We start from the raw sequence: 18,210 nt of genomic DNA on the forward strand, positions 1-18,210 counted from the left end.
CAAACGTTATGTATTATAATATACTACGTTGTTCATTTACTTAACCTACTTGCTTTTTTTCTACAAAGTTAAGTAAAGGAACACTTTCATGAATACTAAAAATTCATACATCAATTTAAAAAACGAACCCCTCCCGGATATAAAACAATTTAGCCAATGTGACATATCTCAAAAATTTAATCCAAACGGAATTAGAGAATTAATGGTTGACTTTGTTTTCCCGCCTGTTGCTTTTCCGCCTGATGAAATATATGAAAAATTTGGAGAAGAAAATATTATAAAGATGGTTTTTCACCACCATGGTTTATTAAAGAAAAGTTCCATTAAAAATCTCTTTACGCAAGATGAAGAGGAGTTTAAAACAATGACTTACAGAACTGCAGAGTTTTTTATTGAAGCTTTGGGTGGCGGTTCCAGATACTCTTCAAAACACGGGCATCCCCATTTACGTTCAAGACATTTCCCTTTTACAATAGATGAACATGCAAGAGAAGTCTGGCTTATGTTTTATAAAAAAACATTAAAAGAGATAAACTTTCCAAAAGAGTATTTAAAAGCTTTTTGGGAATGGATAGAGTCTTTGTCTATTAGAATGATAAATAGAAGAAGTTCTATGGAACCTCCCAAAAGATTCCCTTTTGAAGAGATAAAACATGAATTTTTTAAAGGAGGAGAAAATGAAAAATAAATTCCTTTTCTTTATTCTGTTTTCATTTATATGCCTTACTCAACTCTCATCAAAAACAATAACAGATATGAGTAATAACAAAATTGTAGTTCCGGACAAAATTGAAAGAGTTTTCGGTTCTGCTCCTCCTACTACGTTTTTAATCTCGTTATACAAACCTGACCTTCTTGTGGGTCTTAACTTTCCCTCTTTTAATATGAATAATTTTGGAGATTCATACTATTTAGGTGAAAAATTTATGAACCTTAAATCATTGGGAGGTTGGCAAGGAAGTCAAAAAGGTGCAAGCGTAGAGATGCTTTTAAAGCTAAAAACTCAAATTATTTTAGGCTGGAACAATGACTTTTTACTAAAAAAAATGAACAAAAGTCTAAATAACATAAATATTCCCACTGTAATGGTAAACGGTGATGATTTAGAAAAAATGCCTGAAACTTTTGAATTTTTAGGAAATCTTTTTGATATGCCAAAAAGAGGTGAAGAGTTGGCAACTTATGCACAAAATTCTTTAGAATATATCTCTAATATGACAAAAAATATTGAGAAAGGCAAAGAAGTTACTTTTTATTATGCAGAGGGACAAAACGGATTAACAAGCGATTGTACTTACTCTTTTCACACAACGCAGTTTAGATATATTCATGCAAAAAATATTTACGAGTGTCAGCAAAAAGATATTATGGGAATGGAAAGCATAAATTTCGAATCTATTCTAAAAGCAGATCCTGATGTAATAATCGTACAGTCACCGAAATTTTATACAAATATTTTTAAAAATCCGAAATGGAAGATGCTAAAAGCAGTAAAAGCAAAAAAAGTGTATCTAGTTCCTAGAATACCTTTTAATTGGATAGACAGACCGCCTTCATTTATGAGACTTCTTGGAATACATTGGTTAAGTTCTGTTATGTATCCCCAATATTACAAAAAAGATATAAATGAAGAGATAAAAACTTTTTATAAAATATTTTTTAAAGTTGATCTTGATGAAGAAAAATTAAAAGAGATTAAAAAAAGAGCCTTTTAAAAGAGGATTTTTCCTCTTTTAAACTCTCCAAACTAAAACACCGATATTTGAAAAAGTCTCCCTTAGAATTTTCCCGTCCTCTTTTATATGAGGCTTTAAAAGCTCCTGAATTTTTTCTTTATCTTCGCTAATTTCTCTTAACTTTAAATGCTGCAGCACATCATTAGTCATTTCATCCAACGTTCCTTCATTTGACCAATTATGTTCAAAATATTCATCTTTTATTTCATACCCTAAAGAGTTAATATACTCTTTTGTATCAAAAAATTTATTTGACATTTTACTTGCATATCCAAGTGTTTCAAGAATATTATCCATTAAAGGGCTGTGTCTTTGTTTTGAAAAAGAAATATAAATACAGATATCTTTTGATAAATTAATCATGCTGTCAATATCTGCAAAAGAGCTTATTGCAGGTGTCATTGCACTTAAAACAATATCATACTGATTTTGTTCGTTAAACTCTTTAAAATCCATTTTTTTCAACTCTATATTTTTTATGTCATTCATTTCTATAAAATTTTTAAAATGATTTAACATCCCGTTTGAAAGGTCGACTCCTAAAATCGAATTTGCCTCTTTGCACATCAAAGAACTATAAAGCCCTGTTCCACAGCCGATATCTAAAATATTCTTTGATCTAAAATCAATACCGAACTCTTTTACTTTCGATAAAACTCTATTTGGGGTAACAAGACCGTACTCATCCATAGGCGTAGGATAATTTTTTGATTTAAAATCCCAAAACTTTTCCATTTTATTCTCCTTCTAATAAATTTTTTACTTGATTATCACTTAAAGAAACATTTAAAAAAAGTTTGTAAAACTCTTTTACTCTCTTTTCTATATCTATATTATAAATATCTTTATAAACAATATTTCCCAACCATTGCGCACCTAAAATCTTCATAAATGACGGAGGTCTGTCAAACCAGCTAAAAGGTGATTTCGGAATAAAGTATATATTTCTGTTTTTTACGGCTTTAAGCTGTAACATTTTTTCATCTTTATAAACATTTTTATAAAAATTCTCTTCTTGAGTAATAATAATATCAGGGTCATAGAGTATTAACTGTTCCAGTGAAATTCTTTCTCTTCCAAAACCGGCTTTATTAGGACATTTATGGGGATTTATTGCACCTACATACTCTATTAAATCAGCATGAACGGAACTATCACATTCTGTTTGTAGACCATCAGCTCCTTCTGCATAATATACTGATTTTTTCTCTTTAACTCTTTTTTTCAAACTCTTTAACTCATCCAAACTCTTTTTTGTATATAAAGATAATTGCTCTGCCCTACTTTTTAAGCCTAAAGTCAAACCTAAATCTTTATATGCTTTGCTATAATCTTCCAAAGAGTTTATATTTATACTAAAAGTTTTAAAACCCAAACTATGCAGTTTATCATCTACTTTTTTAAAACTGTTATTAAAATTCCAAGTTACTACCAAATCAGGATTTACCTTTATAAGTGTTTCAAAATTCGGTGTATTTCCCTGCCCAAACCAACCGCCTATAAGAGGCAACTTATTCATATCTTTTCTTAAATATTCTAATTCTCTATTTACAAAAGTATAATTTATACCTGCTATTAAATCGGGATTTAAAGAATATAAAAAGTAAGTTGCAGGAGGAGAAGCACCGAAAACAGTTACACTCTGCTTAGCAAACATTACACCTACAATAAAAAAAATAGACAGTATTTTTTTCACAAAAACTCCTTCTTTTTAATTTTTGTATAAAAATTATACAATTTAACAAGTCTTATTTGTTGACTTTTTCCTCGTTATATAATACAATACATAACGAAAAATTGCAAGTAGGTTGGAAAATGAATATAGGTTTAATGCTTTTATATGAAAATTGGAACGAAGACTTTTCAAAAGCTTTTCAAAATCAACATGAAATAATTATGCTAAGCGAACAACTTGGATTTAATGAAGTTTGGATAACAGAACATCACTTCAATAAATTTAGTCTAAGTTCTTCAATTATGACTCTCATGGCATATATTATTGCAACAACAAAAAAAATAAGAGTAGGCACCGCTTCAATACTTACTCCTATTTATAATCCCATCATTGTAGCTGAGGCTATAGCCACATTAAATATCCTCAGTAATAATAGATTTAATTTTGGCGTTGCAAAAGGTGGTCCCTTCAAAAAACAAAATCGAATGTTTGACTTTGAAAACTCGAGAGAGACTATGCTTGAGAATCTTGATCAAATATTTTCATATTTAAAGGATGAAAGCAGTGTTTATCCAAAACCTATTGGTAATATTCCCACGTTTATAGCTTCAAAAAATGAGCAGTCCATAAAGTTTGCAGCCCAAAGAGATATTGGGTTAATGGCTGCCCATCTTTGGTCTACTGAAATTATAAAAGACATTATTGAGCAATATAAGAAAGCCAATTATCTTAACCTTCCTCCCCAAATTATGTGTTCAAGAGGCTTTTATATGGCAAGTAGCAATGATGAAGCTATAAATGAGGCACTTCCTGCTCTAACACGATTTAGAGAACAAATGGAAAAACAAGGAATCAGCAGTCCTATTTTTTATGATGAAGATTATTGGATTGAAAATGGAATAATAGGAGATAAAGAGACCTGTTTAAAAAAAGTAAAAGAGTTAAAAGACTTAGGTATTACAAACTTAGCATTAAAACCGATTTCAAATGAGGTTGAAAAAAATAAAAATTCTTTAGAACTGTTCGCTAAAGAAATTTTGGTTAATTTATAGAATATGAAACCGATTTTAGTGCTTTTTATACTGCTTGTTATTATTGCTGTTTTTTCTTTGTCTTTAGGACAATATGAACTTTCAGTTTCAGAAATAATAAATTTTTTTTTATACAAAATTGGTATAGGAACTATTGATAATGTGCAGCTTATGCAAAATATAATTATTGAGATAAGGTTTCCACGAATCGTATCTTCAATATTAATAGGTGCATCTTTGGCAATTTCAGGAGTTGCTTTTCAATCAATGTTTAAAAATCCTTTAGTCTCTCCCGGGATATTGGGCGTTTTATCAGGTGCCTCTTTCGGCGCCGCACTTGGAATGATATTTTTCAAAGAGTTTTTACTTATACAAGCTTCATCGTTTGTATTTGGTATTGCAGCAGTTTTTATTGCTCTTTTTATATCAATGTTTAATAAACAAAATCAATTAATACTTCTTATTTTAGGCGGTGTCGTAAGTTCTGCATTTTTCAGTTCTATGTTATCTATTACAAAATATATGGCAGATCCATATGATGAACTTCCTGCAATCGTTTATTGGATGATGGGAAGTTTGGCACTTATTGACAAACAGACTATTTATGTAGTCTCTATACCTATTTTATTAGGAATATTTTTAATGATTTTTCTTTCAAAATATTTGAATATTTTAAGCTTAGGAGATGAAGAGGCAAAAAGTTTGGGAATAAATGTAAAACTTATGAGATTTGTAATTATTCTTATTGCAACTTTTATCAGTGCTTTTACCGTTGTACTTGCGGGAATGATAGGTTGGGTAGGTTTAGTAATTCCTCATATCGCAAGATTATTATTTGGCTCAAACAATATTATAATTGTTCCTATATCAGCCCTGCTTGGAGGAATATATCTCTTAATAATAGACAATGTTTCAAGAACAATGTTTAGTGTTGAGATTCCTATAGGTATTTTAACCTCTTTAATAGGAATCCCGTTTTTTGCTTATGCTTTAAAAAACGTCAAAAAAGGATGGGGATAATGTTTAAAGTAGAAGATTTAAAATTCTCATATGGGAAAAAAGAGATTTTAAAAGGAATCAGTTTTGAAATAAATTCATCTGATATAGTCTCAATTTTAGGTCCAAACGGTTGTGGAAAAACGACTTTGCTAAAAATTATGTTAGGTTTTTTAAAACCAAGCCAGGGAAAAGTATATTTCGGCGGAAAAGATATAAGCAAAATAAAACCCAAACATTTTTTTCAAAGAGTTGCATATATACCCCAAATTCATGACGGAGCTTTTGGCTATTTGGTAAAAGATGTCGTCTTGATGGGAAGAATGCCATATAAGTCAATTTTTTCAAATTTTAATAAAGAGGATAAAAAAATAACTCTCAATGCTTTAGAAGTAATGGGAATAGAACATTTAAAAGACGAAATTTATACTACATTAAGCGGTGGACAAAGACAATTAGTTTTAATAGCAAGGGCAATTGCCCAACAAGCCGACATTTTTATAATGGATGAGCCTGTCAACGGATTAGACTTTGGAAACCAATACAAACTTCTTAATAAAATCAAAGAACTATCAAAAAAAGATTTAACTTTTATAAAAACAAGCCATTATCCGGATCATGTCTTTTTTGTATCAAATGAAGCTATTTTTTTAGACAAAGGCAAAATTCTGGAAAAAGGCAATCCCGAAACAATCATAAGAGAAGAAAATATAAAAAAAGTTTATAAAATAGAATCAAAAATTATCAATATTAATAATAGAAATATCTGTTTAGCTGTGTAAATATTTTTTTAATTATCGTTATATACTTATTTATATAAAGAGAAGGAGAATAAATGCAACATAAATCACAAATTTTATTTTTAAGTCTTTGTAGTTTGGCAATTGCTCAAGAAGATATAAAAATAAAACCTATTGATATTAATGAGAATAAAATCAGTCAATTTTATGATTTTACTGAATCTTCACAAAAAAGAGTCATAAATAAAGATTTACTTGAAGTTTTGCAAGGAACTAGTTCAACAAACTATTTTAAAAGTTTGGAATTAATACCTTCTATAAATTTGGAAACTCATGATCCTTATTCTTTAACTGTTGATCAAAATATGTTCAGAGTCAGGGGACAAGTTGCAGATACTTTTAGTAAATTGAGTGCAACTATTGAAGATATACCTTTTGGTGTTAATGTTGGGAATGGGGCAACAGGATATTTAATAGATAAAGAAAATCTTTCACAAGCAGAGTTTATTACAGGGATAACCCCAGCAAACAAGGGACTTGGTTTAGGAGATACAGCTGGTTCTTTAAATTTAAAACTTCTAAAGCCTAAAGATAAAATGGGTGCAACTTTATCTTTGGGAGCTGGAACTGATGCTTTCAAAAAAGCTCATTTTCGTTTTGACAGTGGAAAAATTAAAGACAAAGCTAAATTTTTTATTTCAACTTCAGCTATGGAAAATGATAAATACAAAGGTGAAGGTGATATAAAAAGAAAAAACGTTGAAGCTATGACAACAGTAGATTTAACAGATAATGTTCAATGGGAACTTTTTGGAACTTATAATACCTTTGACAGGTATGAATATAGACCTTTAACATATGAAGAAACAAAATCTTTAAGTTCAAATTATAATCTTGATTATAATACTTCAATAACAGGAAATAGTAAAGAAGATGCTAATTACTATGATTTTTATAAACAAGATTTTCACGAGTATTTTATTTATACAGCTTTAAATTCAAAAATTGGTGAGACTGCTATAAAAATAAAACCTTATACTTTTGGCAGTGCAGGTACAAGATATCAAGGAGATACGTCAAAAGGTACTGTCAAAAAAATGAGTATCGAACAAGAAGCATATGGAATCAATCTTGAATTAAATCACCCTCTTGCTGGTGGTGATTTATATGGTGGTTGGTGGTATCAGAGAATGGAATCAACCCCTCCTCCTAAAATGATGAAAGTTTATAAAATTCAACCTGATGGTAGTTTAAAATATGCTTCAACAGGTATGTTAACTAATGTTGAAGATAGAGTTTCAAATTCTCCTTTTATTGGTTATGAAAAAAGATTTAACAATACTTATATAAATGCAGGATTAAGATATATAATGTTTGATTTTCCTGCCGTTACAGGATATGACACTTCAGGACTTCCAAATCTTTCTTATGATGATGCAAAATCTGCTTCAAGTGGAGTGAAAGATGGAATGAAAGTAGATGCGAGTAGTTATGACAAACTCCTTCCAAGTATAGCAATAGAACAAATTTTAAATGATAATTGGAAAATTGGTGGAGGTTATGCAAAAAATTATGCAAATCCATGGCAAGGTCCCTTGTGGTCAGTTTATAATTCAAATACTGCAAAATTTCAAGCAGCAGGTATTAGTTTACAGGATTTATGGGATGAACTAAAACTTGAAACTTCAGACAATTTTGAAATTTTTGCCCAATACTCTAATGATAAATTTTCTATAAAAAATACATTTTTCTACGGTAAATACAAAAATAAACAAGTTACTGTATATGATTCAAATCTTGATTTAAGTTATTATAAAAGTGACGCAGAAGCTACTTCAATGGGTGCAGAACTTGAAGCAAATTATCAATTAAGTACAAATTCTACAATATTTGCTTCTGTATATTACAACAAATTTGAATTTGAAGATGATATCTTATTAACAACAAATAGCTACTTAAAAACCCAAGGAAATCAAATTCCTGATGTAGCTAAAATAGGTGCAAAAGTAGGAGTTAATTTTAGATATAACAACTTTACAATAACTCCAATCGCAAGATATGTAGGGAAAAGATATGGTGATGCTGAAAATAATGAAGAGGTTGACCCTTATACTGTTTTTGATTTAAATGCAAAATATGTTTTGAAAAAAGATCAAATAGAGCTTTCACTGGCACTTCAAAATATTTTTGACAAGGAATACGTAGGAGTAGTTAAAAACAGTCTTGATGATACAAGAACAGGTTCAACTTCATATTATCAAGGTGCTCCATTCTCAGCAGTTCTAAGTATGGTATTTAGGTTCTAAGATGAAAAAATTTACTCTATTTTTTATTGGAATTCTTTTTTCTTTTAATTTATTTGCCACTTCTATTAAAGATATGGCAAATAGAGACATTGAAGTACCTGAAAAAATTGAAGGTATTGTAAGTGTAGGTGGGACTCCTGCAATAAATGCTTTTTTATTTGCCTTTAAAAAAGCCGACCTAATAAAAAATGGTGTCGAAAATGAAAATTTAAAAAAAATGCCATTTTGGAGACACCAACAATGGTTTATGCCAAATATTTTTGATTTGCCGCAAGTTTCATCAAATCCACCTTCATGGACACCAAATTTTGAAAAGCTTGCCCTTACAAAATTTGATATTGCTTTTGTAAATAATTCATTAGCTGCAAATATGCTTGAAAAAAGAGCTTATAAAACAGCAGTAATAAACTGGCAAGGTGAAAATAATATTCAAAAAAGTATGAATTTTTTAGGTGAATTTTTCAATATGCAAAACCATGCAAAAGAGTATGAAAATTATTATACAAAGATTATAAAGCTGATTGAAGAAAGAACAAAAAAGATAAAAACAAAAAAAACAGCTTTATATATAAGACTTGATAATTTAATGATGCCAATGGTAACAACAGCAAATACAATCTTTAAAAAAGCAGCTGTTATCTCTTCTTCCGAACATATAAATAAAGAACATGTTTCAATAGATATGGAAAAATTATATCTTATGAATCCAGATTTTCTTTTTGTTTGGGGAGAAAAAAATGTAAAACTTGCATTAACTAATCCAAAATTCAAAAATCTAAAAGCTGTAAAAAACAAAAATGTATTCTCTGTACCAATGGGAATACATTTTTGGACACATTATACTCCAGAACAAATTTTATGTATTTTGTGGGTGGCAAAACATGCTTATCCAGAAAATTTCAAAGATATAAATATATTTGAAGAAACAAAATCATTTTATAAACAATTTATGGGAAAAGAACTCTCAAAAAATCAAATAAATGAAATTTTAAATTTAAACACACACAAGGAAACAAAATGAAAACAAAATTATCTTTAATTGCAGCAACACTTTGCTCATTAACTTACGCACAAGAGGTGAAACTATCCGATATAGATATCAATGACAAATTAATTTCCGAACAAACACCCTTAAGTAGTTCAAAAAAAACAATTAATGTAAAAGATGATGTTCAGTCAACTTCAATAAATGATTCTTTAAAAAAAGCATTTTTTGTTGATTTTAAAAAATCAAGTGAATATGAATCCGAACCATATATAAGAGGTAGAGGGAATAAAGGTGTTCCCGTATTTTTAGAAGGAATGAGGGTAAATGAAGGGCATAGTGATTCAACTAATATTTTCGGTTTAAGCGATATTGCCCAAATTGATGTTTATAGAGGAGCTTCAGGAGCAAAGCTTGGAATGGGAGCAATGAGTGGAGCTGTCGTCGTTAAATTTAAAGAACCCATCTTCAGTGATAAAGAAGAGCTTAGTCTATCGGGATTTGCAAATGCAAAAAGTTCATTTTTATCAAAAGAAGGTTCTTCAAATTCAATGGGAGTAAATCTTTATAATAATAAGGTAAATATCTCTTTGAGTGGAGGAATCAGCGATTATGATAATTATGAAGATGGAGATTCCAACGAAGTTTTACATTCAAAATATGAAACAAAAAGCTTAAATGGAAGCGTTTCAATTAAAACAGGAGAGGACAGCTACATTTATGCAAGATATATGAGAGATAGAGCAGATTCAGAAGATCCTTATACAAGGTTTTTAAATGCAGCAAATAATCTTTGGACCTATTACGACAGACCAAATGATGATTCAAAAACTTATTTTGTAGGATTTAGAAAAAAAAGAGTTGCAGGATTTGATAACTTTGATATTCAATACTTCAAAAATGAATCTCACTATGACTACAATGTAAAAAGAGAAGCAACAGTCTCAGAACAACAAGAACTTTTTAGAGAGAGTGATACTAAAGGTTTAAAAATCTCTGCAAATAAAAATTTAGGAAAACATAATCTTGAACTATCTACAAAATATCAAAAGATGGAAGTAGTAAACGGTTTAAGAAGATATGATTACGGTACATCTACTTGGGGAGACTGGACGGCTGCTCCCGGAATTACAGGAGGTGAAATTAAAACATTTATGTTAAATGCCTCTGACGATATTTTTATTGACAAAGCATTTTTCAATCTTGCAGCAGGATATGAACATATAAAAAGAGAAGTTACCTCAAATGTAAAAACAGGAGCTTACTCTTCACTTCTTCCTTCTGAATTATTATCTCAAGTAGTACAAGATGATACTGATGAAAAAGATAATGTTTTATCTCTAAGTGCAACAGCAGGGTATGAAATTTCTCCTGCATTTATTCCTTATATCAAAGTCTCAAGCGCAGCTAGAACACCATATTTTAACGAACAATACGGGAACAATCCAAATAACGGTTCTTTGATACCAAACCAAGATTTAGACAACGAAAAAGTATACGGTATTGATTTAGGAGCGGACGGACAACTCGGAAAGTTTTACTATTCAAGTGCTTTTTATTATCAAAAATATAAAGATTATATCGAGCTTGTAAATACAGGATATAAAACAACAGGAAATCTTCCTATAAAACAGTATGTAAACTTGGACGATGCAGAAGTTTACGGGGTAGAAGCAATGATAGGATATAACATCACAAATGACATTTTTGCACAAGCTACATATACATACACTAGAGGAAAAAATAAAGATGATAATACCTCATTGGCTTACATAGCACCGCAAAAGCTTATCTTGTCTATTGCGCAAGTAAAACCAAAAGGCTTAAACTGGAGATTAGAACAAGAACTTGTTGACAATCAAGACAAAATCTCTGAAGTTAACGGAGAAAAAGAGACAGCAGGATATGGAGTTACGAATGCTTCAATAGCATATAACTTTGATAAATTTTCAATGTTTAAAAGTGCAACACTATCTTTTGAACTAAATAATATCTTTGATAAAACTTATAAAGAACACCTAAGTAAAGTTTCCAGCACTTCTTACTATATACCTTATGAATCGGGTATCAACGGTGCGATTGCTTTAAATCTAAAATTTTAAGAGGAGATTAAAATGAAGAAGAAAATTTTATGTTCAGTTTGTATGGCAACACTTTTATATGCAAATGAAAGTGAACAGTTTAATCTAGGGGAAATAGATATCAGTGAAACAAAAAATGTAAGTAACAAAGAAGAGATTCTAAGTGAAGATATGCAGCTGCATAACTCAACCGATATATCTGAAGCTTTAAGCAATACAGCGGGAGTTTTCTTATCAAACAGCGGTGCAAGAGCTGAAAAAACTATTTCAATAAGAGGGTTTAATTCTACAAGAGTAGCTGTGTTTATGGATGGTATCCCGATTTATGTTCCTTATGACGGAAATTTTGATTATGGAAGATTTACAACGGCTGATTTATCAAAAATTGATATTTCAAAAGGGTTTTCATCTGTTAGATACGGAGCAAATACTATGGCGGGAGTTGTAAATTTGATTTCAAAAAAACCGACAAAAGAGTTTGAAGGGAATATCTCTCTTGGTTCAAACTTTGATGACGATTTTGGAGTAAGTCAATATACAACATCCGTAAATTTGGGAACAAAACAAGAAAAATATTATCTGCAATTTGCAGGAAGCATTAGAGACAGAGACCATTTTGATATCTCAAGTGATTTTAATAAAACTGAAAACCAACCAAAAGATGAGAGAATTCATTCCTCTTCAAACGATAAAAAATTTAGTATAAAAGCGGGTTGGACTCCCGATGATAACAGCGAATATGCAATTATGTATTCAAAAATAGATGCAGAAAAAGAGCAGCCTAAGATTACCGACGGCTCTTTAGGAAGAGAAAGAGAATGGGATTGGCCACAATGGGACAAAGAAGGAGTTTACCTTTTTACGGATAATAACTTTGGACAAAACTATTTAAAAACAAGATGGTTTTACGATAAATTTGAAAACTACTTAATTCAATATAGAAGAGATTCCGACTGGGATACTTTTCAATGGGGAAGCAGATATGATGATTATAGTTACGGAGGTTCGGTAGAGTTTGGAATGCCTTTGAAAAATCATGAAATAGTATCCTCAGTTAGTTATAAATATGATTCCCATAAAGGTTATGATGAGGATGATGTAAAAAATGAAGATTATGCAGATGAAACGATTTCAATTGCTTTGGAAGATACTTATTCTATAACAGATTCTTTGGCTCTTGTTGCAGGTATTAGTTACGACCGATTAGAAGATGATAAAATCTGGGATGAAGACGGGAAATACTCTATTAAAAGTATAGATAGTTTTAATCCGCAAATCGGTCTGTTTTATGATATAGATACCAAACAAAAAATAAGTTTCACGATAGCTAGAAAAACCCACCTTCCTACCATGAAAGAGAGGTATTCGGAAAAAATGGGAGACGGTCTTGCAAATCCAGATTTAAAAGAGGAAAAAGCTACTCATTATGAACTTTCATATACAAACTTTTTAACAGATAATTTTAATTTCAAAACAAATCTTTTTTTAATAGATTATAAAGATGCTATCCAAAGTGTTAGTGTAGGAAGTTTAGATCAAAATCAAAATATAGGTGATTTTAGACATGAAGGAATTGAATTAGAGTTAAACGCTTACTTTGATAGATTTAGCTCGGGACTAAATTATACCTATATTGATATTGAAGATAGAGACGATAGTGACTATGAAAGAACAGGCATCCCTGAACATGCGATATTTGGTTTTGCAAAATATAATTTTACAAAAGATTTTTCTTTTTACGGAAACGTTAAACATGAAAGAGGAACCAAATTAGAGTATGACGATAACAAATATAAAAAGAATAATTACACAACTGTAGACACAAAGCTGATCTACACCTACAATGATTTGACTTTTGAAGCAGGAGTTAAAAATTTACTTGATGAAGATTACTACTATGATTTAGGTTATCCAGAAGCAGGAAGAGAATATTTCGTAAATATGAGATATACCTTTTAGGAGTTAAGATATGAAGCTTTTATTTGCACTCTTAATTACTTGTATACAAATCTTTGCTCTTAATTTAACAGTTCAAGGGGACGTTAAGAACCCCCTTAATCTGTCAGAAAAAGAGTTTAAAAACTTACCTCAGACTACCCTTGAAAACGTAAATGTAGTCTGTGCTTCGGGAGAAGAGAAACAAAAGCCTAAAAATTTAAAAGGTGTTTTACTTATGCAGCTTGTTCAAAACGCAAAAATTGATATAAAAAGTAAAAAAAAGCTTAATCAAATAGTAATTTTGGCAACGGCAACCGATAACTATGCCGTTGCTTTTAGCTATAACGAACTATTTAACACGGATATCGGAAATTATGTTTTAGTAGTTTATGAAAATAACAGCTTCTCTTTATATTCAAAAAAAGACTTTTTAACAGGACCTAGACATGTTTATGATCTTAATAATATAAAAATCAAACTAATCAAATAAGGAGAAGAGATGAAAATCACACACACAAGTTTAATCGCATCATTGTTGTTTTCATCGGCACTTTTTGCTGATGAAAACTATAAATTAAAAGAGATAAGTATAGTAGATAAAACAAATAAAACTATGCAGGATATAGCTTATGAACAGATGAATGAACCTACAGTTCCTACAGCCAGTTCGACATTATCTACAGAAACTTTTACCCAAAAAGATATTGAAGAGATAAAACCTAAAAACGTATATGAGATTTTAAATAATGCTCAAAGTGTAAATATCTCTCAAATGGGAAGAAAACACCCTTATACAATCTCTTTTAGAGGAAGTTCAAGCGGTGTAGGAAGTAGTGCTTTTGGAATTATTTTAGACGGAGCGCTTCTTAGCGATAATAGTGCAATGAGAATATTAGAAGTTTTACCGCCTGAAACAATACAATCTTTGCAAATAGTAAGAGACTCTACAGCATTAAGTTTAGCTCCTATTCAATCATTTGCAAATCCAAACGGTTCTACTCTGCAAGGTTTTATTGTAATAAAAACAAAACAACCTACACAAAACGGAGGAGGAATGAAATTATCATATGAAACCTTCAACACAAAAAAAGGAAATGCTTATTACGGAGGAAAAAGCGGAGATCTCTACTATATGGCAGCCGTAAACGGTATTGATACGGAAGGGAAAGACGGTTTTAATATGGCAAATGAAGGAGGAAGTGCTTTTTTAAAAACAGGTTTGGCAAAAGATGATTTTAATATTGAATTAAATGTTTTTTACTCAAGATATTTTCAAGAGATTCAAACAAACAACTCACCTCTTAGCGGAGCCTATGATGTTTATTGGAAATATGAACCTTTTGAAAATAGATTAGTAAGTTTATCTATGGCTAAAAACTGGTCTCAAAACCAAATAACAAATATAACTCTTTCACATGCAAAAGCCAGTTGGGATCATGACCAAGATACCACAGGAGATACGGACAGTTATTTTGTCGGTACCCAAAAAAATGATTCTATAGATATAAAACATACAATGAAACTATCAGATACAATCTTAAAAGTCGGTGGTCAGGCAATCTGGTATGATGCTCCAAACGGAGAATTATTTTATGAAGGAAGAGAGAGAAAAGAGCAAATTTACGGAGCATTTGTTCAAGCTGAGCATTTTATAAGTGATAAATTAGTTATTGATGAAGCCATTAGAATAGATAAAAAACATACCGATAAATTATATGAAATTTATGCTCCAAGTATGGAAGTAAATAAAAAAATAAAAATGGGTCTTTTACAACTAACTACCATTGACGATCAATGGTCAAAAGCCGCTGTTAATATGGCTTTGGGAGCTTTATATAAATTAGATGACAATAATTCATTGAGTGCAAAATTCGCATACTCTACATATTCACCTGTAGACGGATCTACAAATAGTGAAGGAGGCTCTTTAGAAGATGAAGAGCAATTTAAGTATGAAATAGGTTTTGAAAATGTATTAGGAAATCTTACTTCAAAAATGAATATCTTCTATTATGATATAAGAAATCTAAAATTTGCAGAATACGGTGTTTCTTTAGATAATCCCGTAACTTTTTATCAAGAAGATCAAAAAAGATGGGGAACAGAGATATCGTTTGACGGAAGAATTGATAATTTTAGCTATCTTTTAAATTATGCTTTTGTAAAAACTAATTATAAAGATGAAGAGATACCAAACCATTTAGTCTCTGCAAAATTGGGATATACTTATGAAAATATCACTTCAAATGTTTTAGTAAAATACGTAAGTAATTATGAATCTAATTTCTTGGTAAAAGACGGTTCATACCATGAAGTAGGAGATTTTACTACTTTAGATGCTTCTATTGATTATCATCATAAACTCTACAGTCATGATGCAACAGTTTCTGTATACGGAAAAAATATTACAGATCAAGAGTATTCTACAAAAGTCGGTTGGGAAAATGTAGGTTCAATTTTCGGCGTTAGTTATGCAATAAATTTTTAGAAAGCATAAAAGTGATACTCTTTTAATCAAAAAAGGTACTTTAAAATGAATATGAAAAAAGAAAAAAGAAAAACAAGTCCAAATGGATTTGACAAAATAGTCAGGGAAATTTTTGCACCTATTTATCCGGCAATTGCTAAACAAATTCTTGAAAAAACAAATTTAGTAGAAGGAAAATGTCTTGATGCAGGATGCGGAACAGGGGCTTTGGGACGAGCTTTGGCAAAATATAGTAAAATGGAACTTATCTTTTTCGATAAGTCCCAAGATATGTTGGAATTAACAAAAAAATACGTAAAAGAAGAAAAGTTAGAGAAAAGAAGCTCTTTTCTTCTTGGTGATATTCATAAAATCCCTTATGAAGACGAAAGCCTGGATTTGATAATAAGCCGTGGTTCAAATCCTTTTTGGGAGGATTGGGAACAAGCTTATAAAGAGATATACAGAGTTTTAAAAAAAGGCGGAAAAACTTATATAGGCTGCGGATTCGGCAGTAAAAAACTTTATGATGAAGTAATGGGAAAAATGAAAGAAGAAAATCCAAATTGGAAGCATCCTGAATTTGAAGATTTGCAAACAAAAAAAGAGAGCCTGCCTAAAATAATGCAGCAATTAAAACCTAGCAAATTTGAAATAATCGACAATGAAAGCGGCTTTTGGCTTTTTATGGAAAAATAAAGGAAAAGATGTGATTGATACAATTAAACTCTATATGGAGTACAGTATAATGGGAGTTTTAGCCTTTATGAGCTTTTTAACTCTTTGGTTTACTTTAGAAAGATATTTTTTTCTTTCTAAAGTAAAAATAGAGGAGTTTAAAAAAAAGGGAGAGTTAGAAAATACCCTGACGAATAATCTTACAACCATATCTACTATAGCTTCAAATGCTCCATATATAGGTTTATTCGGTACTGTATGCGGTATTATGATTACCTTTTACAAGATTTCCGAAAGTTCAAACTTTGATACAAGCAGCGTAATGTTAGGTCTTGCTTTGGCGTTAAAAGCGACTGCTTTTGGTATTTTAGTAGCTATTTTTGCAACTATCGTTTATAACGGTCTTGCTAGAAAAGTTGAAGTTTTAATGACTAAATGGGAAGATTTAAATGAGAATTAAAAAATTTGACTCAATGAATGTTATCCCATTTATTGATATTATGCTTGTATTGCTAGCTATTGTGTTAACTTTTTCAACCTTTATAGCACAAGGCAGAATTGAGCTTACCCTGCCAAAATCAAATACTACCGAGCAAGTAGATATAAAATTAAAAGAGATAGCAATAGATGCAAAAGGACAAATTCTTTATGAAGATGAGGTTATTGAACTAGATAAACTAAAAGAGGTTTTGGAACAATTGCCTAAAAATACGAATATCTCTTTAAGAGCTGATGAGAATACTCCTTTTAAACTCTTTGTTCAAGTAATTGATATATTCAAAGAATTAAAGCTAGATAAAATCTCAATAATTACAGAGTTAAATCGATGAAAAATTCTTTGACAGCTTTTATAATCTCTTTATTGGTACATATTTCAGTTTTTGCAGCAATTTTATATACTCCAATACAAATAAAAGAGAAAGAGACCGTTATTTTGAGTATGAATATGATAAGTGAAATTGTTCAGACGAAAAAACAGGTTGAACAAAAACAAGAAGTAACGACAAAAAAGCAAAAGAAGCAAGTAGAAGAGAAAAAAATTGAAAAAATTCAAAAAAAAGTTGAGCCCGTAAAAAAAGAGCCTAAGCCTGTAAAAAAAATAAAAAAGCCTAAACTAAAGAAAAAAATAGTAAAAAAAGAACCAAAAAAAGAGATAAAAAAACCTGTACAAAAAGTAAGAAAAGAGAAACCTGTAGAAGAGGTGAAAAAAGAACCTGTTGAAAAAATCACCTCACAAAAAAAACAAGAAGAGAGTATAAAAAGAGTTAAAAGCGGAGAGAACTATCAAGAAAAATATATTAAAACAAATCTTGAAAGTATAATTGCAGCAATTAAAAAACACAAAAATTACCCTTATTTGGCAAAAAAACGCGGATTTGAAGGGAAAGTAGTAATTCAGTGTACGATTATGGCAAACGGTAAGATAAAAGATATAAAAATTATAGATGAATGTAAATATGATATCTTAAATAAAAACAGTATAAAAATTTTAAAACTTGCATCAAAAGAGTTTGAAGCGCCTAAAAAAGATGTCCAACTAACAATCCCTTTTAATTATTACCTCAACTAACTCTTCT

The 18,210-nt window shown here is 30.3% G+C and carries 17 protein-coding genes; 15 read left to right on the plus strand and 2 right to left on the minus strand.

From position 1 onward, the window contains the following. Nucleotides 1-88 precede the first annotated feature (88 nt). Both AANAER_RS11335 and AANAER_RS11340 read left to right on the plus strand, forming a co-directional pair. Nucleotides 89-688 carry a globin domain-containing protein gene (locus AANAER_RS11335; protein ID WP_044417734.1) on the plus strand — a complete coding sequence of 200 codons (600 nt, stop codon included), beginning with the start codon at nucleotides 89-91 and terminating at the stop codon, nucleotides 686-688. Continuing rightward, complete coding sequence (locus tag AANAER_RS11340) at nucleotides 678-1,715, plus strand: ABC transporter substrate-binding protein (protein ID WP_044417733.1); 1,038 nt, start codon at nucleotides 678-680, stop codon at nucleotides 1,713-1,715. The genes AANAER_RS11335 and AANAER_RS11340 overlap by 11 nt, the downstream gene beginning before the upstream one ends. Before the next feature lie 18 nt (nucleotides 1,716-1,733). Here the strand turns inward: AANAER_RS11340 and AANAER_RS11345 are convergent, their stop codons facing one another. Continuing rightward, a complete protein-coding gene (locus AANAER_RS11345) occupies nucleotides 1,734-2,471 on the minus strand; it encodes a methyltransferase domain-containing protein (protein WP_044417731.1) in 738 nt (245 codons plus the stop codon). A gap of 1 nt (nucleotide 2,472) precedes the next feature. Next, the gene (locus tag AANAER_RS11350; protein WP_052502667.1) at nucleotides 2,473-3,432 is read right to left on the minus strand and encodes an ABC transporter substrate-binding protein; all 960 of its coding nucleotides are present in this window, start codon (nucleotides 3,430-3,432) and stop codon (nucleotides 2,473-2,475) included. Between the two features lie 119 nt (nucleotides 3,433-3,551). On the opposite strand from AANAER_RS11350, the gene AANAER_RS11355 reads away from it, so the two are divergent. From AANAER_RS11355 to AANAER_RS11415, 13 genes are read left to right on the plus strand one after another with little or no spacing between them, the layout of a single operon-like run. Continuing rightward, nucleotides 3,552-4,463 carry an LLM class flavin-dependent oxidoreductase gene (locus AANAER_RS11355; protein WP_044417729.1) on the plus strand — a complete coding sequence of 304 codons (912 nt, stop codon included), beginning with the start codon at nucleotides 3,552-3,554 and terminating at the stop codon, nucleotides 4,461-4,463. 3 nt (nucleotides 4,464-4,466) lie between these two features. Beyond that, nucleotides 4,467-5,462 (plus strand): FecCD family ABC transporter permease, encoded by a 996-nt coding sequence (locus tag AANAER_RS11360; protein ID WP_129082262.1) that lies wholly within the window; start codon nucleotides 4,467-4,469, stop codon nucleotides 5,460-5,462. Continuing rightward, entirely contained in the window at nucleotides 5,462-6,220 is a 759-nt protein-coding gene (locus AANAER_RS11365; RefSeq protein ID WP_044417727.1) for an ABC transporter ATP-binding protein, read from the plus strand. The genes AANAER_RS11360 and AANAER_RS11365 overlap by 1 nt, the downstream gene beginning before the upstream one ends. Before the next feature lie 53 nt (nucleotides 6,221-6,273). Then, entirely contained in the window at nucleotides 6,274-8,484 is a 2,211-nt protein-coding gene (locus tag AANAER_RS11370; RefSeq protein WP_129082263.1) for a TonB-dependent receptor, read from the plus strand. 1 nt (nucleotide 8,485) lies between these two features. Continuing rightward, nucleotides 8,486-9,505 (plus strand): ABC transporter substrate-binding protein, encoded by a 1,020-nt coding sequence (locus tag AANAER_RS11375; RefSeq protein WP_129082264.1) that lies wholly within the window; start codon nucleotides 8,486-8,488, stop codon nucleotides 9,503-9,505. Next, nucleotides 9,502-11,571: a TonB-dependent receptor gene (locus AANAER_RS11380; RefSeq protein ID WP_129082265.1), complete on the plus strand. Its 2,070-nt coding sequence runs from the start codon at nucleotides 9,502-9,504 to the stop codon at nucleotides 11,569-11,571. The genes AANAER_RS11375 and AANAER_RS11380 overlap by 4 nt, the downstream gene beginning before the upstream one ends. Nucleotides 11,572-11,583: 12 nt before the next feature. Beyond that, on the plus strand, nucleotides 11,584-13,509 hold the full coding sequence (locus AANAER_RS11385) for a TonB-dependent receptor plug domain-containing protein (RefSeq protein WP_129082266.1): 1,926 nt from the start codon (nucleotides 11,584-11,586) through the stop codon (nucleotides 13,507-13,509). A gap of 10 nt (nucleotides 13,510-13,519) precedes the next feature. After that, nucleotides 13,520-13,978 (plus strand): type 1 periplasmic-binding domain-containing protein, encoded by a 459-nt coding sequence (locus tag AANAER_RS11390; protein WP_129082267.1) that lies wholly within the window; start codon nucleotides 13,520-13,522, stop codon nucleotides 13,976-13,978. 9 nt (nucleotides 13,979-13,987) lie between these two features. Further along, complete coding sequence (locus tag AANAER_RS11395; protein WP_129082268.1) at nucleotides 13,988-15,976, plus strand: TonB-dependent receptor; 1,989 nt, start codon at nucleotides 13,988-13,990, stop codon at nucleotides 15,974-15,976. Between the two features lie 45 nt (nucleotides 15,977-16,021). Beyond that, complete coding sequence (locus AANAER_RS11400) at nucleotides 16,022-16,654, plus strand: class I SAM-dependent methyltransferase (protein WP_228711161.1); 633 nt, start codon at nucleotides 16,022-16,024, stop codon at nucleotides 16,652-16,654. Nucleotides 16,655-16,664: 10 nt separating this feature from the next. Continuing rightward, a complete protein-coding gene (exbB, locus tag AANAER_RS11405) occupies nucleotides 16,665-17,093 on the plus strand; it encodes a TonB-system energizer ExbB (RefSeq protein WP_325050997.1) in 429 nt (142 codons plus the stop codon). Next, nucleotides 17,083-17,463: an ExbD/TolR family protein gene (locus tag AANAER_RS11410; protein WP_044417717.1), complete on the plus strand. Its 381-nt coding sequence runs from the start codon at nucleotides 17,083-17,085 to the stop codon at nucleotides 17,461-17,463. The genes exbB and AANAER_RS11410 overlap by 11 nt, the downstream gene beginning before the upstream one ends. Continuing rightward, on the plus strand, nucleotides 17,460-18,203 hold the full coding sequence (locus AANAER_RS11415; protein WP_129082270.1) for an energy transducer TonB: 744 nt from the start codon (nucleotides 17,460-17,462) through the stop codon (nucleotides 18,201-18,203). Before AANAER_RS11410 ends, AANAER_RS11415 begins: the two co-directional genes overlap by 4 nt. The last annotated feature ends 7 nt before the right edge of the window (nucleotides 18,204-18,210 follow it).

The sequence above is a fragment of the Halarcobacter anaerophilus genome (assembly GCF_006459125.1).
In the GTDB taxonomy this organism is placed as follows: Bacteria; Campylobacterota; Campylobacteria; order Campylobacterales; family Arcobacteraceae; genus Halarcobacter; species Halarcobacter anaerophilus.

Coding starts and splice junctions, on each gene's coding strand:
- AANAER_RS11385 (WP_129082266.1), top strand. CDS start 11,584: ATGAAGAAGAAAATTTTATGTTCAGTTTGTATGGCAACACTTTTATAT.
- AANAER_RS11390 (WP_129082267.1), top strand. CDS start 13,520: ATGAAGCTTTTATTTGCACTCTTAATTACTTGTATACAAATCTTTGCT.
- AANAER_RS11355 (WP_044417729.1), top strand. CDS start 3,552: ATGAATATAGGTTTAATGCTTTTATATGAAAATTGGAACGAAGACTTT.
- AANAER_RS11345 (WP_044417731.1), bottom strand. CDS start 2,471: ATGGAAAAGTTTTGGGATTTTAAATCAAAAAATTATCCTACGCCTATG.
- AANAER_RS11365 (WP_044417727.1), top strand. CDS start 5,462: ATGTTTAAAGTAGAAGATTTAAAATTCTCATATGGGAAAAAAGAGATT.
- AANAER_RS11380 (WP_129082265.1), top strand. CDS start 9,502: ATGAAAACAAAATTATCTTTAATTGCAGCAACACTTTGCTCATTAACT.
- AANAER_RS11335 (WP_044417734.1), top strand. CDS start 89: ATGAATACTAAAAATTCATACATCAATTTAAAAAACGAACCCCTCCCG.
- AANAER_RS11410 (WP_044417717.1), top strand. CDS start 17,083: ATGAGAATTAAAAAATTTGACTCAATGAATGTTATCCCATTTATTGAT.
- AANAER_RS11375 (WP_129082264.1), top strand. CDS start 8,486: ATGAAAAAATTTACTCTATTTTTTATTGGAATTCTTTTTTCTTTTAAT.
- AANAER_RS11395 (WP_129082268.1), top strand. CDS start 13,988: ATGAAAATCACACACACAAGTTTAATCGCATCATTGTTGTTTTCATCG.
- AANAER_RS11370 (WP_129082263.1), top strand. CDS start 6,274: ATGCAACATAAATCACAAATTTTATTTTTAAGTCTTTGTAGTTTGGCA.
- AANAER_RS11340 (WP_044417733.1), top strand. CDS start 678: ATGAAAAATAAATTCCTTTTCTTTATTCTGTTTTCATTTATATGCCTT.
- AANAER_RS11400 (WP_228711161.1), top strand. CDS start 16,022: ATGAATATGAAAAAAGAAAAAAGAAAAACAAGTCCAAATGGATTTGAC.
- AANAER_RS11415 (WP_129082270.1), top strand. CDS start 17,460: ATGAAAAATTCTTTGACAGCTTTTATAATCTCTTTATTGGTACATATT.
- AANAER_RS11360 (WP_129082262.1), top strand. CDS start 4,467: ATGAAACCGATTTTAGTGCTTTTTATACTGCTTGTTATTATTGCTGTT.